7 protein-coding genes are annotated in these 4,355 nt (G+C 71.9%); 4 read left to right on the top strand and 3 right to left on the bottom strand.

What is annotated here, in order from left to right; translation table 11 throughout:
* The first annotated feature begins 37 nt into the window (after nucleotides 1-37).
* Together FV223_RS21080 and FV223_RS21075 are read left to right on the top strand one after the other, a co-directional pair.
* Entirely contained in the window at nucleotides 38-973 is a 936-nt protein-coding gene (locus FV223_RS21080; protein ID WP_147728837.1) for a class I SAM-dependent methyltransferase, read from the top strand.
* Nucleotides 970-1,908 carry an L-histidine N(alpha)-methyltransferase gene (locus FV223_RS21075; RefSeq protein WP_147728836.1) on the top strand — a complete coding sequence of 313 codons (939 nt, stop codon included), beginning with the start codon at nucleotides 970-972 and terminating at the stop codon, nucleotides 1,906-1,908. Before FV223_RS21080 ends, FV223_RS21075 begins: the two co-directional genes overlap by 4 nt.
* On the opposite strand, the gene FV223_RS21070 is transcribed toward FV223_RS21075, so the two are convergent.
* Together FV223_RS21070 and FV223_RS21065 are read right to left on the bottom strand one after the other, a co-directional pair.
* On the bottom strand, nucleotides 1,883-2,158 hold the full coding sequence (locus tag FV223_RS21070) for a hypothetical protein (protein WP_147728835.1): 276 nt from the start codon (nucleotides 2,156-2,158) through the stop codon (nucleotides 1,883-1,885). The two genes, FV223_RS21075 and FV223_RS21070, sit on opposite strands and share 26 nt — an antisense overlap.
* A 63-nt stretch (nucleotides 2,159-2,221) precedes the next feature.
* Nucleotides 2,222-2,404 carry a hypothetical protein gene (locus tag FV223_RS21065; RefSeq protein ID WP_147728834.1) on the bottom strand — a complete coding sequence of 61 codons (183 nt, stop codon included), beginning with the start codon at nucleotides 2,402-2,404 and terminating at the stop codon, nucleotides 2,222-2,224.
* A 161-nt stretch (nucleotides 2,405-2,565) separates the two neighbouring features.
* On the opposite strand from FV223_RS21065, the gene FV223_RS30690 reads away from it, so the two are divergent.
* A complete protein-coding gene (locus FV223_RS30690) occupies nucleotides 2,566-2,739 on the top strand; it encodes a hypothetical protein (protein ID WP_187274918.1) in 174 nt (57 codons plus the stop codon).
* Nucleotides 2,740-3,113: 374 nt separating this feature from the next.
* On the opposite strand, the gene FV223_RS21060 is transcribed toward FV223_RS30690, so the two are convergent.
* On the bottom strand, nucleotides 3,114-3,608 hold the full coding sequence (locus tag FV223_RS21060; protein WP_147728833.1) for an Hsp20 family protein: 495 nt from the start codon (nucleotides 3,606-3,608) through the stop codon (nucleotides 3,114-3,116).
* Between the two features lie 149 nt (nucleotides 3,609-3,757).
* On the opposite strand from FV223_RS21060, the gene FV223_RS21055 reads away from it, so the two are divergent.
* A partial coding sequence (locus FV223_RS21055; protein ID WP_147728832.1) for an alpha/beta fold hydrolase occupies nucleotides 3,758-4,355 on the top strand: 598 nt, incomplete at its 3' end.

Raw genomic sequence — 4,355 nt, 5'->3', positions numbered from 1 at the left:
GCGCTCATGGGCCGCCGCGAAGCCCTCCTCCGACGGCGTGCCCGGCTGGCCGGAGATCGCCCTGGTCGAGCGACTTCGCGCCCTCGGCTACAGCTTCACCACCGTGACGCCCGCCACCCATGCCCGCGTCAACGCCCGCCCGCAGGCGGCGCGGGCCCGCAATCTGCGCGACGTGTTCGGCTGGAGCCGCCCCTTCGCCGAGGACCTGCTGCCGGCCGACCTCTTCGCGGCGATGCGCGCGGCCGGCGTGCTGGTGCGGGACGGCGACGCCTGGCGCTCGGCGATCCGGGTGTCGAGCCTCGACGGCGAGCTGTTCGTCCACTCCGCCTATCCGCCGAGCACGACCGACGTGGTGTTCTTCGGCCCCGACACCGCCCGCTTCGTCGCGGCCGTGGTCGATCACCTCGCGCACCGTGCCGCGCCGGTCCGCCGCGCGGTCGACATCGGCTGCGGATCGGGCGCGGCCGGCATCGCCATCGCCAAGCGCGCGCCCGACGCCGAGATCGCGCTCGTCGACATCAACGACGCGGCGCTCGCGGCCGCCGCCACCAACAGCCGGCTCGCGGGCGTCCACGGCACGGTGCCGCGCCGCAGCGACCTCCTCGCGGACGTCGCGGGCGCCTTCGACCTCGTCGTCTCGAACCCGCCCTTCATGCTCGACCGCGCCGGGCGGACCTACCGCGACGGCGGCGGGACCTACGGCGAGGGCCTGTCGCTCGCCGTGGTCGAGGCCGCCCGCACCCGCCTCGCCCCCGGCGGCAGCCTGGTGCTGTTCACCGGCTCGGCGATCGTGGACGGCGCCGACCCGTTCCGGAGGGCCGCGACCGCCGCCTGCGAGGCCGCGGGGCTGGGCTGGACCTATCGCGAGCTCGACCCGGACGCCTACGGCGAGGAGCTCGACGCGCCGGCCTATGCCGAGGCGGAGCGCATCGCCCTCGTCGTGCTCACCGCGACCCGCGGGGCGCCGCGATGACGCCGGCGGGCATCGCGGAGCGGGACGCGTTCCGGCGGGACGTGCTCGCCGGCCTGTCCGAGGTGCCGAAGCGCCTGCCGGGCAAGTACCTGTGGGACGAGGCCGGCTCGATCCTGTTCGACCGGATCTGCGACAGCCCCGACTACTATCCGACCCGGCGCGAGATGGCGCTGCTGCCCGCGATCGTGCCGGAGCTCGCCGCCCTCGTCGGAGCGGGCGCGACGATCGTCGAGTACGGCAGCGGCGCGAGCCGCAAGATCCGCACGCTGCTCGACGGCCTCGACCGGCCGCGCCGCTACGTGGCGATCGACATCTCGCGCGCGTACCTCGAGACCTCGGTCGGCACGCTGGCGCGGGACTATCCCGGCATCGCGATGATCCCGATCGGCGCCGACTACGCCGCGCCGATCCGGCTTCCGGTCGACCTCGGCGGCGGGCCGGTGCTCGGGTTCTTCCCCGGCACCAGCATCGGCAACCTCGCGCCGGCCGAGGCGGAGGCCTTCCTGGCGCGGGCCCGCGACACGCTCGGGCCGAGCCATCTCCTGGTCGGCGCCGACCCGACGCAGGACGCGGACCGGCTGCGGCGGGTCTATGGCGGCTGCGACGGCCTGATGCCGGCCTTGCACCTGAACTACCTGACGCGCCTGAACCGGGAGCTCGGCGCCGGCATCGACCGCGACGCCTTCCGCCACGCGGTCCGCATCCTGCACGATCCGCTGCGGGTCGAGGCCCATCTCGTCGCCGACCGTGCCGACACCTGGCGCTTCGGGACGGACGCGATCCGGTTCGCGGCCGGCGAGAGCGTCCGCACCGACATCTCGCACAAGCATGCGCCGGAGGCGTTCCAGGCGATGGCGGCGCGGGCCGGCTGGACGCCGAAGCGCCTCTGGCTCGACCCGGAGGGCCTGTTCAGCCTGCACCTCCTGAGCCGCTGACGCGTGCCGCCCCGCCCTTCGCCGGATCGGACATGGCAGGATCGAGCATGGCGGGATCGCGGGCGGGCCACGCGCCGGCTTCGCTGTCCGGCCGCGACCGGGCGATCATCGCCCGGACCTGCTCGACCACGGCGCGGGCCGCCGCCCGCTGCAGCCGCGCTTCCTCCCGCGCCGCGCGCGATCGCGCGATCACGTCCTGAGACTCGGCGATCACGGCATCCGCGGAATCGGGTTCGGGCACATCGCGCATGAAGCGGGTCTATTCGACCCGGAAAAATCCGCAACCACCTAGGTTAAGTGCAACCGAATTCCATCAAGACTGTGTCGATTTTACAGCGACGGCTCGAATATAATCGAGAACGCCCCGGCGCTCGCGTGCATCTTCGAGAGCCGCCCAGAACGACAGCAAGTCGGCCGTTTCACCGGTCGGGTTCGATTTGGCATCAAAGAAGTTGTCGACCGGACAGTCGAGAGCCTCGGCGATCTTGGCGGTCATGGCTTCGTTGCTGTGGCCGGCCCCGCCGATATTTGAATTTTGCATACTTTGATGCCCGGTTGACCTATGTTATTGTCCGGCCCGGACCAGCGATCTATCGGGGAACGGGGGCGTGGTATCGATTGCGCGCAACTTTTGCTCAAATCGATGCGAGGGTCAACGTGACGACGGACAAGCTCGACCGCATGGCCGAGGTCTGCCTCGAAGCGCATGCCCTGATCGATGCCGGCGGCACGCCGGCGATGCGGGCGATGATCCGGCTCCTGCTGCTTCAGATCGGCCGGGAGATGGCCCGCCGCCAGGCCGAGCCGCGGGGGAAGCCCCAGGAGCATTGAGGCGGCGCCGCGGGGAAGACGGTCGGATCATCCCGCGCAAGCAGGAAGCCGACATCCCAGCACCCGAGGTCGCGTCGGACGAAGCCGTTCCGGCATCAGGTCGCGTGGGCCGGATGCGCCGTGCCCCCTGCCCCCTTAACTTCCAGCACAGCCGCGCCGAACGACCGGTGCGCGGCGGCGCGGCAGCGCGGCGATCCCGAAGATGCAACGCATCATGGCGCGAAGGGCAACGTCACGGGCGCCTCGCGGCGCCCCTCGCCCGCCGACGCCAAACCGCCGAGATCCGTTCCGCCGGCAGCATCCCCGACGCCGGCCACGACGAAAAACGCCCCGGCCGGCGGCCGGGGCGCTCCCACGCTCTGCGACGGCGCGGTTTACGCCGCCTTCTGGACCTCGGCCGGGACCTCGGTGGCCGCCCCCTCGATCGCCGGCGCGCGGCTCTTGCCGCCGATGGCGATCTCGATGCGGCGCGGCTTCTTCGCCTCCGGGATCTCGCGGACGAGATCGACGTGGAGGAGGCCGTTCTCCAGCGCCGCACCCGTCACCTGGACGTAGTCGGCGAGCTGGAACCGGCGCTCGAAGCCTCGGGCGGCGATGCCCTGGTGCAGCACCTCGGCGCGACGCTCGGGATCGGGCTTGCGCTCGCCCTTCACGGTCAGCGCATTCTCCCGCACCTCGATCGACAGGTCGGCCTCGGTGAAGCCGGCCACGGCCACCGTCACGCGGTAGGCGTTCTCGGCGGTGCGCTCGATGTTGTAGGGCGGGTAGGTCGGGACCGCGTCGGACGCCACGAACTGGTCGAGGGCCGAGAACAGGCGGTCGAAGCCGACGGTGGAACGGTAGAGGGGAGCGAGATCGAACTGACGCATAGGACACATCCTCCGTGGAGCAACATGCAGGTTTGAGTCTATGGTCCGCCGCGTGGGCCGGACCGGGCTCGTACCGCCTGACGGCCGGTACGATCGTGATATTGGAGGGGGGCGAGGTGCGTTCAAGACCCGGCCGGATGACGGGAACGATGCGGCAGGACGCCGCACTTCTGAGCCTGCACGACACGCCCGGGAACCCGGTCCCACCCGGCGCCGTGGTGATGGCGGTCGGCACCGCGGACGACTGCACCCTGCGGGCGGCGCGCTGGGCCGCGACGACGCGGACCTGCAAGGGCACGGTCTGCCTGCTCCAGGGCCGGGCCGAGTTCATCGAGAAGTACTACGAGACCATCCGCGAGCTGCGCGCCCGGGGCTTCGCCGTCGTCGCCTTCGACTGGCGCGGGCAAGGGGCGTCGGACCGGCGGGTCGACGACCCGCACAAGGGCCACGTCGCCGCCTTCGACGATTACCGCCGCGACCTGCTGGCGATCCGCGACGCGGTGCTGGTGCCGTTCATGCCCGATCCGCATGTCTGCCTCGCCCACTCGATGGGCGCCTGCGTCGCGCTGACCGGGGCGCTGGACGGCTGGCTGCCGTTCCGGCGGATCGTCACCGTGGCGCCGATGCTGTCGATCGAGGTGCGGGAGAATGCGCTGACCGTGAAGGGCGAGCGCAAGCCCGATCCCGAGCGTCGCGCCGAGGTGCTGCACCAGGGCATCGCCGCCCGAGGCTTCGAGCGCCGGTTCC

This window comes from Methylobacterium sp. WL116 (assembly GCF_008039455.1).
In the GTDB taxonomy this organism is placed as follows: Bacteria; Pseudomonadota; Alphaproteobacteria; order Rhizobiales; family Beijerinckiaceae; genus Methylobacterium.
The sequence above is the reverse complement of the archived record's forward strand: the minus strand, read 5'-3'. Positions and strand labels throughout refer to the sequence as shown.

Coding starts and splice junctions, on each gene's coding strand:
- FV223_RS21075 (WP_147728836.1), top strand. CDS start 970: ATGACGCCGGCGGGCATCGCGGAGCGGGACGCGTTCCGGCGGGACGTG.
- FV223_RS21070 (WP_147728835.1), bottom strand. CDS start 2,158: ATGCGCGATGTGCCCGAACCCGATTCCGCGGATGCCGTGATCGCCGAG.
- FV223_RS21065 (WP_147728834.1), bottom strand. CDS start 2,404: ATGACCGCCAAGATCGCCGAGGCTCTCGACTGTCCGGTCGACAACTTC.
- FV223_RS21060 (WP_147728833.1), bottom strand. CDS start 3,608: ATGCGTCAGTTCGATCTCGCTCCCCTCTACCGTTCCACCGTCGGCTTC.